Origin of the sequence: Gracilibacillus caseinilyticus (assembly GCF_022919115.1) — a bacterium.
GTDB lineage: Bacteria > Bacillota > Bacilli > Bacillales > Amphibacillaceae > Gracilibacillus > Gracilibacillus caseinilyticus.
Map to the genome: position 1 here is coordinate 1,837,389 of NZ_CP095072.1, position 14,777 is coordinate 1,852,165.

General features: G+C 40.7%; 13 protein-coding genes and 1 other annotated feature (1 of these 14 only partly in view). Of the genes, 12 read left to right on the plus strand and 1 reads right to left on the minus strand.

The window, feature by feature from the left end:
• Nucleotides 1-46 (plus strand) — a binding site (T-box leader) (it extends 180 nt beyond the left edge of the window).
• Nucleotides 47-148: 102 nt separating this feature from the next.
• The 10 genes from trpE to MUN88_RS08775 all read left to right on the plus strand — a co-directional run bounded on the left by trpE (nucleotide 149) and on the right by MUN88_RS08775 (nucleotide 11,329).
• Nucleotides 149-1,528: an anthranilate synthase component I gene (trpE, locus tag MUN88_RS08730; RefSeq protein ID WP_244723390.1), complete on the plus strand. Its 1,380-nt coding sequence runs from the start codon at nucleotides 149-151 to the stop codon at nucleotides 1,526-1,528.
• A complete protein-coding gene (locus MUN88_RS08735; RefSeq protein ID WP_244723392.1) occupies nucleotides 1,525-2,112 on the plus strand; it encodes an anthranilate synthase component II in 588 nt (195 codons plus the stop codon). The genes trpE and MUN88_RS08735 overlap by 4 nt, the downstream gene beginning before the upstream one ends.
• Nucleotides 2,109-3,134 (plus strand): anthranilate phosphoribosyltransferase, encoded by a 1,026-nt coding sequence (gene trpD / locus MUN88_RS08740; protein ID WP_244723393.1) that lies wholly within the window; start codon nucleotides 2,109-2,111, stop codon nucleotides 3,132-3,134. Before MUN88_RS08735 ends, trpD begins: the two co-directional genes overlap by 4 nt.
• 1 nt (nucleotide 3,135) lies before the next feature.
• Nucleotides 3,136-3,915 (plus strand): indole-3-glycerol phosphate synthase TrpC, encoded by a 780-nt coding sequence (gene trpC / locus MUN88_RS08745; RefSeq protein WP_244723394.1) that lies wholly within the window; start codon nucleotides 3,136-3,138, stop codon nucleotides 3,913-3,915.
• A gap of 3 nt (nucleotides 3,916-3,918) precedes the next feature.
• A complete protein-coding gene (locus MUN88_RS08750) occupies nucleotides 3,919-4,548 on the plus strand; it encodes a phosphoribosylanthranilate isomerase (RefSeq protein ID WP_244723396.1) in 630 nt (209 codons plus the stop codon).
• Nucleotides 4,526-5,728 carry a tryptophan synthase subunit beta gene (gene trpB / locus MUN88_RS08755; protein ID WP_244724420.1) on the plus strand — a complete coding sequence of 401 codons (1,203 nt, stop codon included), beginning with the start codon at nucleotides 4,526-4,528 and terminating at the stop codon, nucleotides 5,726-5,728. The genes MUN88_RS08750 and trpB overlap by 23 nt, the downstream gene beginning before the upstream one ends.
• Nucleotides 5,721-6,515: a tryptophan synthase subunit alpha gene (gene trpA, locus MUN88_RS08760; RefSeq protein WP_244723398.1), complete on the plus strand. Its 795-nt coding sequence runs from the start codon at nucleotides 5,721-5,723 to the stop codon at nucleotides 6,513-6,515. Before trpB ends, trpA begins: the two co-directional genes overlap by 8 nt.
• A 1,256-nt stretch (nucleotides 6,516-7,771) precedes the next feature.
• A complete protein-coding gene (locus tag MUN88_RS08765) occupies nucleotides 7,772-9,382 on the plus strand; it encodes a type 2 periplasmic-binding domain-containing protein (protein WP_244723400.1) in 1,611 nt (536 codons plus the stop codon).
• A gap of 64 nt (nucleotides 9,383-9,446) precedes the next feature.
• The gene (locus MUN88_RS08770; RefSeq protein WP_244723402.1) at nucleotides 9,447-10,397 is read left to right on the plus strand and encodes an ABC transporter permease; all 951 of its coding nucleotides are present in this window, start codon (nucleotides 9,447-9,449) and stop codon (nucleotides 10,395-10,397) included.
• A gap of 17 nt (nucleotides 10,398-10,414) precedes the next feature.
• On the plus strand, nucleotides 10,415-11,329 hold the full coding sequence (locus MUN88_RS08775; RefSeq protein WP_244723404.1) for a carbohydrate ABC transporter permease: 915 nt from the start codon (nucleotides 10,415-10,417) through the stop codon (nucleotides 11,327-11,329).
• 1,173 nt (nucleotides 11,330-12,502) lie between these two features.
• Here MUN88_RS08775 and MUN88_RS08780 read toward each other — a convergent pair.
• Nucleotides 12,503-13,117, minus strand: a complete 615-nt coding sequence (locus tag MUN88_RS08780; RefSeq protein ID WP_244723406.1) for a YesL family protein — start codon at nucleotides 13,115-13,117, stop codon at nucleotides 12,503-12,505.
• Between the two features lie 179 nt (nucleotides 13,118-13,296).
• On the opposite strand from MUN88_RS08780, the gene MUN88_RS08785 reads away from it, so the two are divergent.
• Together MUN88_RS08785 and MUN88_RS08790 are read left to right on the plus strand one after the other, a co-directional pair.
• Complete coding sequence (locus tag MUN88_RS08785; protein ID WP_244723408.1) at nucleotides 13,297-13,596, plus strand: antibiotic biosynthesis monooxygenase family protein; 300 nt, start codon at nucleotides 13,297-13,299, stop codon at nucleotides 13,594-13,596.
• Nucleotides 13,597-13,612: 16 nt separating this feature from the next.
• Complete coding sequence (locus MUN88_RS08790; protein WP_244723410.1) at nucleotides 13,613-14,386, plus strand: APH(3') family aminoglycoside O-phosphotransferase; 774 nt, start codon at nucleotides 13,613-13,615, stop codon at nucleotides 14,384-14,386.
• Nucleotides 14,387-14,777 lie beyond the last annotated feature (391 nt).

The window sequence follows — 14,777 nt, forward strand, 5'->3', positions numbered from 1 at the left end:
GTCCTTCAAATAGAGGTGGCACCGCGGAACCCAAACCGTCCCTATTCCCTACACAAGCGTAAGGAATAGGGGCGTTTTTTTTCATGAATAGAACGTAAGGCAAGATCAACATATATGCTTAAAAATGATCAAAAAGGAGTCGAACAAGATGATTAATTATAAATCTACTATATTAAATGGTGACACGATCACACCGATTTCCGTTTTTAACCGCATCAAAGGAAAGAAGAAATTCTTACTGGAAAGCTCCGTCAGTCATGGTGATAAAGGGCGGTTTTCTTTTATCGGTATTAACCCTTATAAAGAAATCATTGGTACGAAAGCACAAACAACCATCATTGATTATACCAATGACAGCAGAGACACGATCCAGCAGCTGCCACTGGAAGTAGTCAAAGCACATATACCAAATGAGGAATTGCCGTTACCATTTGTTTTCTACGGTGGGGCAATTGGCTATATCGGCTATGATGCGATCAGGCAATATGAAGATATCGGTACCTTGCTGGAAGACGAAATCGAGATGCCGGATGTGCACATGATGTTTTATCAGGATGTCATCGTGTTTGACCATAAGAAACAAGAAGTGACGGTCATGACCATTAACTTAGACGAAACACGGCATGATGAACAATTAGAACAGCAACTCTATCAGCTGCAGGATCAGATTCTGACACCGGAGACGACGATGACAGATGAAGCACTGCATGTCAGCTTCCAACCAACGATTGAAAAAGAAAGATTCTTACAAATGGTGGAATCAGCAAAACAGCATATTATTGACGGTGATATCTTTCAGGTTGTTTTATCGCAGCGGATGAAAGCAAGCTTTGATGCTGATCCATTTACTTTTTATCGAAAATTAAGAGTTGCCAATCCATCACCTTATATGTATTTCATCGATTTTGAGGACTACATTGTGTTAGGTGCATCACCGGAAAGTTTGATTAAAACAACTGGTGAAGAAGTCGTCACCAATCCAATTGCTGGCACGAGACCAAGAGGAACATCAGAAGAGGAGGATCGTCAGTTCGAAACAGATCTGATTGGAGATGACAAAGAGCTGGCTGAACACAAAATGTTAGTAGATCTAAGCCGGAATGATCTTGGCCGTGTTTGTGAAATTGGTTCGATTACAATTCCGAAATATATGATGATTGAACGTTATCAGCATGTCATGCATATCGTTTCTGAAGTGCATGGACAATTGACTAAAGAATACACCGGACTGGATGCATTGATTTCAGCCTTGCCAGCTGGAACCGTATCAGGTGCACCGAAAATCCGGGCCATGCAAATTATCAATGACCTGGAAGAAAAGAAACGCGGCGTCTATGCCGGTGCAGTCGGCTATATCAATATGAACGGTGATCTTGATTTAGCTTTGGCCATTCGCACAATGGTGATTAGAGGCAAGAACGCCTATGTGCAAGCAGGAGCAGGTATTGTCTATGATTCTAACCCAGAGTCGGAATATCAAGAAACGTTAAATAAAGCCAAATCATTATTGGAGGTAAGTAAAAAATGATTCTCTTAATCGATAATTATGATTCCTTTACTTATAACTTATTTCAATACGTCTCAGAGCTTGGCAAGGAAGTTGAGGTAGTCCGTAATGACAGAATAACGTTGGACGAAATCAGAGCAAAAGAGCCGGAAGCCATTATCCTCTCACCAGGTCCTGGTACACCAGAAGAAGCAGGTATTTGCATTGATGTTGTCAAGCAATTGTCAACAGAATTTCCGATATTAGGCATTTGTTTAGGTCATCAGGCAATTGGAGCAGCGTTTGGTGCAACCATCGCACATGCCGGTCAAATCAAACATGGCAAAACATCGATGATTCGTCATCAAAATGATGAAATTTTTCATTACTTGGAACAGCCGTTGGAAGTAATGCGATACCATTCTTTAGTCATTGAAAAAAACACGATTCCAAGTGACCTGTTAGTGACAGCGACAGCAATGGATGATCAGGAAATCATGGCTGTCAAGCACACTTATTTACCGATTTATGGTTTACAGTTTCACCCCGAATCAATCGGTACAGGGAAAGGGAAAAAGTTGTTAAATAACTTCTTTGAAGCGATAAGAAAGGAGAAAATATCATGAAGGATTTTTTAAATAAGGTGATTGCCAGAGAAGATCTGACCTTGGAAGAAATGGAATTGGCAGCTCGTCATATGTTTGCGGAAGACACAAGCGATATTGCGATTGGCGGTTTCTTGACTGCATTGAAAGCAAAAGGGGAAACATCGGATGAAATTACCGGCTTAGTCAATGTGATCAGGGAAAAGTCATCACTGAAGCTGCCGCAGGAAGTATTAGGTGCGATGGATAATTGCGGAACAGGTGGAGATGGATCGCAAAGCTTTAATATTAGTACCACATCTGCCTTTGTCATTGCGGGAGCTGGGATTACCGTTGCCAAACACGGAAACCGCAGTATTTCGAGTAAAACAGGTAGTGCCGATGTGTTAGAACGTCTTGGTGTATCCCTTACCTTTACCCCTGAACAGACACAGGAAATCTTACAGGAAAATGATATTGCCTTCTTATTCGCGCCGAACGTACACCCGGCTATGAAACGAGTGATGAAAGCACGTAAAGAATTACGCTTACCGACGATTTTTAATTTAATCGGACCGTTAACCAATCCAGTGGAATTAACTACACAACTGCTAGGAACATACCGTCGTGACTCACTTGATATTATGGCGAATGTCTTGCATAAGTTAGGCCGCAAACGAGCATTAGTCGTAAATGGAGCAGGTCATATGGACGAAGCCTCTTTAGCGGGTGACAATCATCTAGTATTATTAGAAAGAGGAGAAATTATGCAATTCGCACTGCATCCTGAAGAGGTAGGATTATCTGTCGTGGATAACGAGGCGATCAAAGGTGGCGATGCCGACGATAACGCACAAATATTACGTCATGTATTAGAAGGGAAAGCAGGTCCGCACCGTGATACGGTTATATTGAATGCTGGTCTTGGCATCTTTGCGAATGGAAAAGCAGAAACTGTTCAGCAGGGAGTAGCGTTAGCCAGAGAGTCGATAGATTCTGGTGCCGCCTTGCAAAAATTAGAAAACTTAATTGCCTATAGCAATAAAGTGAAGCAAGAGGTGTAATATGACGATATTAGATAAAATCTTAGCTGAAAAAGAAAAAGAAGTTACTCAATTAAAAGAACATTATCAACCTGGCACCATTCAGGGAAAACGAGTAAAGGTCTCGTTGTATGAGGAATTTATGAAATCGGACTACATGAGTATTATCGCCGAAATGAAGCGGGCTTCACCGTCGAAAGGATTGATTAATGACGGAGTGGATCCTGCAGAACAAGGCGGTTTGTATGAGAAATGTGGAGCAGGCGCTATTTCTGTTTTGACCGATACACCTTTTTTTCAAGGAAAAATGGAGGATATGCAGGCAGTGCTTGAAGCGGTTAGCATTCCTGTGTTAAATAAAGACTTTATCATCGATGAAATCCAGATTGATCGCGCTTATGATGCAGGGGCGAACCTGATTTTATTAATTGCTGCCGCCTTGCCGGAAGACCGTTTAGCCGAGTTATACCAGTATGCTGCCAATAAAGGATTGGAGATTCTATTTGAAGTGCATAACGAAGAGGAATTACAGGTGGCGCAGTCGATTGGAGCTAACATCATTGGTATTAACAATCGCGATCTAAAGACATTTGAGGTTGATTTGGCGATCACAGAAAAATTGGCTGAACAAATCGATACGAGCAAGACATTATTAATCAGTGAAAGTGGTATGAAAGAAAAAGCGGATGTTGAACGAGTGAGGAACGCAGGGGCAAGAGGGATCCTTGTCGGTGAGACGATGATGCGATCCGAGAATGTAAAGGAAACGTTCGATCAACTTCGGGTTCCGTTAGGAGAATAAGTGATGACTCAAGTGAAAATCTGTGGTTTACAAAATCAACAAGCAATCGAAGCTGCTGCAGGTGCTGATTTTATCGGTTTTGTGTTTGCAAAGAGCAAAAGAAGAGTAACGATAGATGAGGCGACAGAGCTGTCAGCATACGTACCTCCCGGCGTTAAGAAAGTGGGAGTGTTTGTCAATGAAAGCATCGAAACAATCCGGATCATTGCCGAACAAGTGAATTTAGATTATGTGCAGCTGCATGGGGATGAATCGCCTGCATTTTGCAGTGAAATGGCTTTGCCAGTGATCAAGGCGTTTGAGGTTCGAGATCCAAGTGATTTAGAAAAGGTTGCCACGTATGACTGTGACTATTACTTGCTGGACAGTCCAGGAGGGAAGTATCGTGGCGGATCTGGCGAAACCTTCGACTGGTCCATCGCGAACCAATATGATTTTCTGCAGAAGCGAATCATATTGGCTGGAGGATTAAGACCAGAAAACGTTCGAGAAGCGATCACAGAGGTGATGCCTCATGGTGTGGACGTTTCGAGCGGAGTGGAGACTGACGGTGAGAAAGATCTAGACAAAATACACGCATTTATAAATGCAGTAAAGAAAGGTGATAATGATGACATATCAAGCACCAAATGAAACAGGTCATTACGGTGAATATGGAGGACGTTTTGTTCCGGAAACGTTAATGCCTGCTGTATTAGAGTTAGAAAAGGCATATAAGGAAGCAATTGTGGATCAGGCTTTTTTAGATGAATTCGATTATTATTTAAAGGAATATGTTGGCCGTGAAACGCCATTGTATTATGCGGAACGTTTTTCTAAGAAATTAGGCGGTCCTAAGATTTACTTGAAGCGTGAAGATTTAAATCATACTGGCGCGCACAAAATCAATAATGCGTTAGGTCAGGCGTTGTTAACGGTAAGAATGGGCAAGAAAAAAGTAGTTGCCGAAACAGGTGCAGGACAGCATGGTGTTGCAACGGCGACAGTTTGTGCCTTATTAGGGTTAGAGTGTGTTATTTTTATGGGGAAAGAAGATGTCAGAAGGCAGAAACTTAACGTGTTCCGGATGGAATTGTTAGGAGCAAGAGTGGAAAGTGTTGATCAGGGAAGCGGTACATTGAAGGATGCGGTGAATGAAGCATTACGTTATTGGGTAACAAACGTGGAAGATACGCACTATATTATTGGATCTGTTGTTGGTCCACACCCATTCCCACAGATTGTTCGTGATTTTCAAAGTATGATTGGTTCGGAAACGAAGAAACAACTTCAGCAAGCAGAAGGGCAATTACCAGATGCGGTTGTAGCTTGTATCGGTGGAGGCAGTAATTCGATGGGGATGTTCTATCCGTTTGTGGAAGATGACGATGTGCGTCTATATGGAGTCGAAGCAGGCGGAAAAGGTGTGGAAACAGATAAGCATGCTGTCACATTACAATACGGAACCAAAGGAATGCTGCATGGCACCATGACGTATCTATTGCAGGATGAACACGGGCAAATCCAAGAGGCACATTCGATCTCAGCGGGTCTGGATTATCCAGGTGTCGGCCCTGAACATAGTTATTTACGAGATATTGGCCGCGTTAATTATGTTCATATTACCGATCAAGAAGCATTGGAAGGCTTGCAGGAGCTGTCACGTACAGAAGGAATTATTCCAGCATTGGAAAGCTCCCATGCGATTGCCTATGCGATGAAATTGGCACCCGAAATGAAAGAGGATGAAGTGATGGTGATCTGTTTATCTGGTAGAGGCGATAAAGATGTGGAAACAGTGAGAGATGCATTAGGTGGTGAAGCAAATGGGTAAAGCAAAATTAGAGCAAGCTTTTAATCGTGTATTAGAACGTGGGGATAAAGCATTTGTGCCATATATTATGGCTGGTGATGGCGGTCTCGGTCAGTTAGAGGAACAGCTGGCCTTTCTAGAAGAGGCAGGAGCAACGGTTGTCGAATTAGGGATTGCCTTTTCTGATCCGGTAGCGGATGGTCCGACGATTCAGGAGGCAGGTTTACGCGCACTGGAAAATGGCGTTTCGCTTCATGCAGTTTTGGAGAAGTTGCAAGAAACGAAGGAAACTCGTCAGATTCCGATCGTCTTAATGACGTATATCAATCCGATTCATACGTATGGTATGGAACGTTTTGCAAAGGCGTGTGAAGAAGCGGGAGTAGATGGGCTGATTATTCCGGACTTACCACTTGAGGAAGAGGGAATGATAGTACCGACACTTCAGGATCACGAAATTGCCTTGATCCGACTTGCAGCATTAACAAGTACAGAAGAACGCTTAACGGAGATTGCGAAGCGGACAGAAGGTTTCTTATATGCAGTGACAGTCACGGGAACGACCGGAGCAAGAGCGTCATTCAAAGAGAGTTTAGGCGAACATCTTGCTTCCTTACGAGCAAAGAGTAATGCACCTGTACTTGCAGGTTTCGGTGTATCCACTCCCGGACACGTCCGTTTGTTAACCGAATTTTGTGATGGCGTGGTTGTAGGAAGTAAAATCGTAGACTCCTTACACCGAGGCGACCGATCATGCATTGAAGAATTGATAAAATCTGCCCAGATAACTTCTCAGCAGATTAAATAAGCGGAGACTGTGAAATAAGTGTCCTGATCCAATGAATAGCTGAACATAACCGGAGTTGTATGAAACAACAAACGTGTTATGTTCGGCTTTTTTTGGTGTATGTATAAACTGCGAAGTAAAAACATTGTATATGCATTAAATGAATCTCCTTATCAGCTGTGAGGTCATTTTGACATGTTTTATTTGCTAGGATACCACTTCGTCCATCCACTCCGCGTCCTGCGGGGCACGGCTGAAGCTAACTTTGTGAAGAAGGGCGCTTCACAAAGTGGATCTTCAGCACCTGCACAATCCCGCGGGAGTCTCCGTGGTTGGCCTACGTTAATAATAAGTACTACAGCAAAGGGAAGAGGTAGTATGTTGAGCGGTATCCACATGTATCTATCTTTTTTAAAATGCATGGATATCAGCTAATTATAACTTCCATTGCATTATCGTTGATGTAATAAGATAAAGTGCTAGGACGGGGAGAATCTAACACTTAATTACAGTTCTACATCGAATGAAATAACTACAAACAATGGTACTAAGAATTTTATGTTAACTAGAATATAGATTTTTTTAAAATAAATCGCAAGGCAAACAAGCCAATATACTACATCTTCTATCAGTTGTAGAGAATATACCATAGCGTAGGACAACCACGGAGACTCCCGTGGGATCAGCGCGAGCTGAAGATCCACTTAGGAAAGAAAAGAATTTTTTTCCTAAGTTAGCTGAAGCCGTGCCCCACAGGACGCGGAGTGGTTGTCAGGAGCGGTATCCTAGCAATTATCCCATTTCAAAATGGGCTCAAAGCAAAATTGACATTACTTCGCAGTTTTCTTCCACTTGTAATCAAATAGTAGCTGTGCATATCTTGATAATTTGTTAGTTAATTAAATAGTTATATAATACTGGTACAATATTACTATTGTTTTGTTAATAGTCATATTTTCTGATTTAAATTAATAGAATGATAAAGTATAAAATGGGACAAGCAAGCATCATAAATCAAAAAAAAAGATATGTTTTTACAAAAAAAGTGAATTCACACAATCCGCTTATAATGGCATACTGTAAATAAGTTCTATTGCAATAGATTCATAATTTGTACGAACAACATTACTTTAGGCATTATGTTTTCATTTTTTTGTTGATATTTGAAAGCGATACCAAAATAATAGTGAGGTAGTGCGCTTTTTAATTCATTAACAAAATAATGTATATTCTGTTGGAAGTCATTATCTTATCAAATTAATTAGGGGGAGTTTAGTTTGAAAAAGAAAATAGTATTGTTCATTTTTGTTTGTTTGCTATTGTTCCTTGCTGCTTGTAGTAATGATGAAGCTAGTAATGAACCAGAGGAAACGGAAGATGGAAGAGTAGTCCTTACAGGTTTAATTACGAAACACCCGTTAACCAAAGAATTAAAAGATATGGAATGGTTAGAAGAAGTCGAGAAAAAAGCTGGGGTAGACATAAAGTGGGAAGAAGTAACAGCTGATTGGGATCAGAAAAAAGGTGCGATGTTAGCAGGTGGCGATATTCCAGACATTATTGTCGGCCCTAATGCGATTACAGACGCCGATTTTGCTCAATTCCCAGGGTTGTTTGAAAATCTGAAGCCGTTGATTGAAGAGCACGGTGGTAACATTCAGACCATGTTTGAACAACAGCCAAAAACCGAAATTCTTTCAACACAGTCAAATGGGGAAATCTACGGTTTATCCAAATACCAACGCTTTTGGCCAGATACAGCGACCATGCAGTTTATCAACCAGCAATGGTTAGATAATCTTGGCTTGGAAGTTCCGACAAATTGGGATGAATTATTCGATGTATTGATGGCGTTTAAAGAAGAAGATGCAAATGGTAACGGTGACCCTAATGACGAAATACCAATGGACTTTTCTCCTGTTGGCGAAGGCGGATTTGGTTACTTCCAGCCGACAGTACTGCTAGGCAGCACTGGTATGACAATTACTGGTGGCGGTGGTCAAGGGTATTTCTTAGAAGATGGCAAAGTGAAGAACTTCTTCACAGATGAGCGTTACAAAGACTTAGTGACTTTCCTTCATAAATTGTATGAGAACGGCTTAATTAGTGAAGAAGCCTTTACCCAGGACTATTCACAGTATCAGGCGGTAGCACGTGGTGAAGGGGAAAATGCGAAAGTAGGTTATACATTCGGTTGGGAAAAGACGGACCGTTTCGGCTTACAGGTTGCCGATCAATATGTCTCATTTGCTCCAATGAAGCAGTCAGCTGACTATCAAGGTGAAGTATCTTGGTCATATGATTACGACAACTTGAATTATGGTGTCAATTTTATTCAAATGTCTTCCCAAACAAGCAATAAAGAAGCAGCGATGCGCTTTATCAATGAATTATATGACCCGGAAGTAAGCTTACAAGTATTATTTGGTTCGATTGGGCCGAATATTGAAAAAACAGGCGATAATGCTTACAAAGTGTTAGCTCCACAAGACGAAGAAATGGATCCTGGAACGTGGAAATGGACGTCTTCATGGGCGGATAACGGTCCAATGTATATTTCAGATGACTTAGAAGTGGAATTACCAACCGATATGCAGTCAGTAGATGAGCAACAGGCACCGTTTAAAAAGGTATTTGAGTCAGTAGATGAAAATGACGTGTTTCCAGGTATGATGCTTAAGTATTCAGAAGAAGACAACAATAAGATGACATTAGTAAATACTGATTTTATGAACCTTGCTATCTCAAAATTTGGTGAGTGGATCACATCTGGCGGTATTGACCAGCAATGGGATGATTATGTGAAACAAGTAGATCAAATCGGTCTTCCATCCAACATTGAGATTATTCAAAGCTACTATGATGATTACAAAGCGCAATTAGATTAAGGAAAAAATCAGATGAGAGGGATATTCGCAGTGGATATCTCTCTCTTACAAAGGAGAGTCGGGAATGGCCTTTGCACAAGCAACCAAATCAAAAAGTGTGTCCAAACCAAAAAAAGCCACTATTTTGAATACGTTTAGAAGAGATTATCAGCTTTGGCTTATGATTCTACCTGCGATCATCTGTGTCATTATATTTAATTATATCCCGATGTACGGTATTCAGTTAGCTTTTCGTAAATATGATTTCACAGCTGGTTTAACGGGTGGAGAATTTGTTGGGTTTCAGTATTTTATTCAGTTTTTCAATAGTCATCTTTTCTGGGATTTAATTCGTAATACATTATTGATCAGTATCACGACCATCGTCGTCGGATTTCCGGCACCGATCGCGTTAGCGCTTCTGGTCAACCAAATCCGCTGGAAAAGAGGAAAACGGATTTTGCAAACGACGGTCTACCTGCCACATTTTATTTCGATTGTGGTATTGGTAGGGTTGTTAAACGTGATGTTATCGCCAAATACCGGTGTACTTGGTCTATTATTAGCGAAGCTCGGTGTTGAAGGGAATTTACTCGCTTCGGTCAATGCGTTTATTCCTATTTATGTGTTATCAGATGTCTGGCAACATGTCGGCTGGAACAGTATCATCTATCTCGCCGCACTGGCTTCGGTAGATCCGCAGTTGTATGATGCAGCCAAGATAGATGGAGCAAATCGTTGGCAGATCATTCGCAATGTAGAGATTCCGGCCATTATTCCGACAATTGTCATTTTGTTAATTCTGAACATGGGAACCGTCATCAGTACCGGATTCGAGAAAATCTTCCTCATGCAGAACAGTCTCAACCTGCCAATATCGGAAGTGATCGAAACATACGTTTATAAAACGGGGATCATGTCCAACCAGTTCAGCTATGCTGCTGCGATCGGATTATTTAATACAATGATTAACTTTATGATGCTGGTAGTGGTCAATACGATTGCCAAAAAAGTGGCACGTATCAGCCTGTGGTAAAAAAGGAGGACAAATCTATGACTTCGATCTCGCTAAATAGAATCCGAAACAAGAAACCAGGCGATTTGCTGTTTGACATTTTTATAGTGGCCCTATGTGTCTTAATGTTTTTCGTTGTCGCCTATCCAATATATTTTATCATTATTGCATCGATCAGTGACCCGACGCTTGTGTCGACAGGTAAGGTGCTGTTTATGCCAAAAGGATTCAGCTTCTTCGGCTATGAGCAAATTTTCCAAGATTCACGTGTCTGGATCGGCTATCGAAATACATTATTCTATGCGTTATTCGGAACGTTGATTAACTTGATGTTAACCTTACCGGCAGCATATGTACTGTCTCGGTATGAATTTAAAGCTCGTCGCCTGCTGATGTTTTTCTTTATATTTACGATGTTTTTCAACGGTGGGTTAATCCCGACTTACATGCTGATGAAAGATTTAAGTTTATTAGATACGGTCTGGGTGTTTATTTTTAACCCATTAACGGTCAACGTATTTAATTTAATCATTACGCGAACTTTCTTTGAAAATAACATTCCGGGCGAAATGTACGAAGCAGCAATGATGGACGGCTGTTCCCACTTCCGTTTCTTCACCTCGATCGTGATGCCGCTGTCGAAGGCGGTTACTGCCGTAATTGGTCTCTATTATTTAGTCTGGCACTGGAATGACTTTTTTACCGGATTGATTTATATTCGAAACTACGATCTGCAGCCATTGCAAATCGTCCTAAGGGATATTCTATTATCCAATCAAGTATTCTCAGAAGGTGCCGGAAGCGGTGGTACCGGTGGTGGATATGCACAACGCTATGCTGACCAGGTCAAATACGGTGTCATCATCGTATCCTCCTTGCCAGTGCTAATGTTGTATCCATTTATTCAGAAGTATTTTGAAAAAGGTGTACTTATTGGATCAGTAAAAGGATAGGAAGAGGAAAAAAGCCGGGCTACCCGGCTTTTTTCCTTATGTTAAGCAAATAAAGTATATAATCACACTCATTAGCTAGCGTGATTAGAAAAGGAGCCAAAAGTAGAAAGCGGTGCCAAAGATTTGTATCTTTTAAAGAGAAAGGAACCAAAAGTGGGAAGCAGAACAACAAGATTTGTATCGTTTAGCGAGAAAGGAACCAAAAGTGGGAAGCAGCGCAACAAGATTTGTAGTGTTTAAAAAGAAAGAAGACAAATGATGGTGTTTCCCGGCTGGATTTGTCTCCTTAAAGAGTCTGTACCATAGCGCAGGCCGGCACATAGACTCCCACATGGCGAAAAGTGGCTGGTAAAGGTGTTCCAGCACATGGTTCATTTCAAAATGACCGCTATGTGCCACTTAACATAATCCATATTACAGGTAGTAGTATATTATTTTGTTAGTTAGGACCGGGTGGGCTTTCCCGGTTTTTCTTACCAGGTAAGAAAGTATAAAAGTAAAGTCATAGAAGTAAACATGCTAAACATAATTGATGGGCTCTTATAATATGGATTATGTAAAGTAGAACTGTCTGACATTGTGGTCATTTTGATAGATTTCATCTGCTTAGCAAAGCTTCGGAAATATGCTCCGCGTCCTGTGGGGGTCGGCCTCAACTTCCTCAGAAAGCAAAGACCGCTTTCCTGTGGGATTTTCGGACGCGACTGATCCCACGAGAGTCTCCGCATATTTCCTACGCTTTAAGGAAGTGCTACAGCGTTTGTAATAGCTAAAAGTAAGGATTTTAAGCATTGTTACAGTGAATGATGAAATCGGTGGAGACTGCACAAAATGCTACCTCTTGCGTCCGTTGTAGAACCAATACTAGAGCGTAGGCCAACCACGGAGACTCCCGCGGGACATGCAGGTGCTGAAGCTAACTTTGTGAAGCGATCTTCTTCACAAAGTTAGCTTCAGCCGTGCCCCGCAGGACGCGGAGTGGTTGGCCGGAGCGGTCTCCCAGCACATGAATCATCTCAAAATAAACACTAAGCAGTTAGTTAACATAATCCATATTACAGGTAGTTGTATATAATTTATGTCAGTTATGCCCGGTTTTTCTAATGGACAACTTTTTACAGAAACAATAAAAAATGTCCAAAAGACCAAATCTCGTGGACATAACTCTAGCTGTTAAGCACCTTCCACAACCTGTGCAAATGTCGGATAGGCAATCCGCATGATCAGATAGGCTAGTAAACTGACTCCTAACGCAGGAATGAACCCTGGTATGGAATAGTAGAAATAGCAAACCCCGGCAATCAAGGCGAGCATCATGACTGTTTTGATAGGTTTACCGATTGCCAGAATTGCTGAATATTTAAAGTAACCAAGCAGTGACAACTGGTAGTGCGCATAGATCGGGAAGAGGAAGAGAGCAACAATTGCGATAATCGCTAACAAAATATAGCTCATCACCATCATAAAAGATTTAAATAAAGAAGCTTCCATTAAGCCTAATACATGAATGTTGAATAGTAGCAGAGCTGTCGCAATCGCAATGATATATCCTAACAAGTTCGATTTGATAAACTCTTTTTTATAGAAATGCAGGAAAGTGCGAAATAATTTCACATCATCCTCTTCTTTGATGTCCTGCCTGATGGTCGCGAATAATGCTGCTGTTGCCGGAAAGACTCCAAACGCAACGAGACCAGCCAAAGTAAAAAGAAACCAGTAGAGATTAAGCAACAATATTTTAAATAGCCATTCTCCGATTGAAATATATGATGTCATTCCTCTATTCATTGCGAGAACCTCCTGTAATCGTTTTCTAACTATTATATTAAGCATACACAAAATATATATCCTGGTAAATTCAATTTAAGAAAAACGAAAAAAAAAGACAGATATTCAAAAAATAAGTAAGGAATTGCGAAAAGTAAAGTAGTTGTATAAAATGAATCTAAACTAAAGGAGTGATAGAAATGATTTTAGAAGCGGTTATGCTCCAAGTGAAGTCTGGAATGGAAGAGGATTTTGAACATACATTTGTAGAAGCATCATCGATCATTTCCTCGATGAAAGGGTATCTATCACACGAATTGCAGCGGTGTATCGAGGAGAAGGGGAACTATTTATTGCTTGTTCGCTGGGAGACGTTAGAAGATCATACTATCGGCTTTCGAGGATCTGAAGAATATCAGGAGTGGAAAAATTTACTCCATCACTTTTATGATCCTTTTCCAACCGTCGAACACTTTGAGCTAGTAGCCCCTACTAAATAAAAGAGTGGTGACAGAAATGAAGGATATGCCAGATCGATTATCGAAGAGGACAGAAGGATTTTCATGGGAACAAATGACGATTGGTCGATCAGAAGCGAAGACGTTCTTTTTGCAAGGGTCAACGTATAATCAATACCTTAAAATACAACCAGTGAATGCGGTAGAAAATTTGTCCGATGAAAAAGACAGGTTACAGTGGCTTCGGGGTAAGCTACCCGTTCCAGAGGTGGTCTATTATGATATGGATCATCAGAACGAATACTTATTAATGACGGAAGTAAAAGGAACCAACGCATCTGATCAAATCCACCTAGCAAATGTAACTGATTTGATAAAGCAAGTAGGGACAGGTCTGCAAGTTTTACACCATATCAACACGAAAGATTGTCCGTTTAATCAAACATTAGAGCCTAAAATAGCAGAGGCTAAAAGAAGAGCGGAAAATAGTCTTGTGGATGAAGAAGATTTTGATGGGATAAGAAAAGGAATGAAAGCATCCGAACTCTTCGAAGAACTGTTATGCAATAAGCCTAACAACGAAGATCTCGTTTTCACTCATGGTGACTATTGTTTACCCAACATTATACTGAGTAAGGGAAAAGTCAGTGGTTTTATTGATGTGGGAAGAGCGGGAGTCGCCGACAGATATCAGGATGTAGCTCTAGCGATCAGGAGCATTACATCTAATTTTGGCAAGGAGTATATACCGTATTTTCTTGAAGGGTATGGTATGACAGATGTAGATGAAACAAAAATGGATTACTATCAACTGATGGATGAATTTTTTTGACATATAGAGGAGAGATTTGATAAAGAACAGCACAAAAATGGTGATCAGCATATCTACTCTAGCTTTATTAATAACCATATTTTTAATCGGTACGCAAGCTTACTTCCATAAAAATGAAATCAAACTTGCAAGTGACCGGTGTCAGGAATCCGGTGGAATACCGGATGTAGAAAGTGACTTATTGTCTTTACATTATACTTTCTCTTGCGATAAATCCTAACAAAGCAAAAAAGTGGTTGGGACAGGACATACTAAAAATGGATATGAAAAAAACGAACAATTCAGAATTAAAGGTACTGTCTAATTACAAATAATACTTAGTAGAAGCAAACTGCGAAGTAAAGAAAATTTGGTTAGGCTTCATAAACTTTATGCTTTGAGTCCATTTTGA

Bases quoted from the DNA above. Each gene is read 5' to 3' on its own strand.
- trpE (WP_244723390.1), top strand. From the start codon at position 149: ATGATTAATTATAAATCTACTATATTAAATGGTGACACGATCACACCG.
- MUN88_RS08735 (WP_244723392.1), top strand. From the start codon at position 1,525: ATGATTCTCTTAATCGATAATTATGATTCCTTTACTTATAACTTATTT.
- trpD (WP_244723393.1), top strand. From the start codon at position 2,109: ATGAAGGATTTTTTAAATAAGGTGATTGCCAGAGAAGATCTGACCTTG.
- trpC (WP_244723394.1), top strand. From the start codon at position 3,136: ATGACGATATTAGATAAAATCTTAGCTGAAAAAGAAAAAGAAGTTACT.
- MUN88_RS08750 (WP_244723396.1), top strand. From the start codon at position 3,919: ATGACTCAAGTGAAAATCTGTGGTTTACAAAATCAACAAGCAATCGAA.
- trpB (WP_244724420.1), top strand. From the start codon at position 4,526: ATGACATATCAAGCACCAAATGAAACAGGTCATTACGGTGAATATGGA.
- trpA (WP_244723398.1), top strand. From the start codon at position 5,721: ATGGGTAAAGCAAAATTAGAGCAAGCTTTTAATCGTGTATTAGAACGT.
- MUN88_RS08770 (WP_244723402.1), top strand. From the start codon at position 9,447: ATGGCCTTTGCACAAGCAACCAAATCAAAAAGTGTGTCCAAACCAAAA.
- MUN88_RS08775 (WP_244723404.1), top strand. From the start codon at position 10,415: ATGACTTCGATCTCGCTAAATAGAATCCGAAACAAGAAACCAGGCGAT.
- MUN88_RS08780 (WP_244723406.1), bottom strand. From the start codon at position 13,117: ATGAATAGAGGAATGACATCATATATTTCAATCGGAGAATGGCTATTT.
- MUN88_RS08785 (WP_244723408.1), top strand. From the start codon at position 13,297: ATGATTTTAGAAGCGGTTATGCTCCAAGTGAAGTCTGGAATGGAAGAG.
- MUN88_RS08790 (WP_244723410.1), top strand. From the start codon at position 13,613: ATGAAGGATATGCCAGATCGATTATCGAAGAGGACAGAAGGATTTTCA.